This window comes from Pseudomonas sp. BJa3 (genome assembly GCF_026343815.1).
Classification (GTDB): Bacteria; Pseudomonadota; Gammaproteobacteria; order Pseudomonadales; family Pseudomonadaceae; genus Aquipseudomonas; species Aquipseudomonas soli.
Map to the genome: position 1 here is coordinate 1 of NZ_JAOXMC010000480.1, position 242 is coordinate 242.

Annotated in this window: 1 protein-coding gene; it reads left to right on the forward strand. The window is 69.8% G+C overall.

Features of this window, described 5'->3' with window-relative positions:
• Window positions 1–109 precede the first annotated feature (109 nt).
• Window positions 110–242: TonB family protein (locus tag OH705_RS30130; RefSeq protein WP_416383616.1), on the forward strand; the 133-nt coding region annotated here is incomplete at its 3' end.

Sequence of the window (242 nt, forward strand, 5' to 3'; positions counted from 1 at the left end):
CGCAGTTGCGCCCCCCACACCGCCGACGCCAGCTCCGGCCTCGCCGCGTGTTGATCCGCCGCCGGCTTCCCCGACGCCGGTCTCCCGGGACAGTTTCGAAGGACGCGTGATGGCGCGGCTGGTGCAGGTGAAGCGTTATCCGGCATCTGCCCGGGCTCGCCGTGAAACCGGGACGGCCTATGTCAGATTCACGTTGAGCCGCTCCGGTCGGCCGAGCGCGATCAGTCTTGACCGGTCCTCGG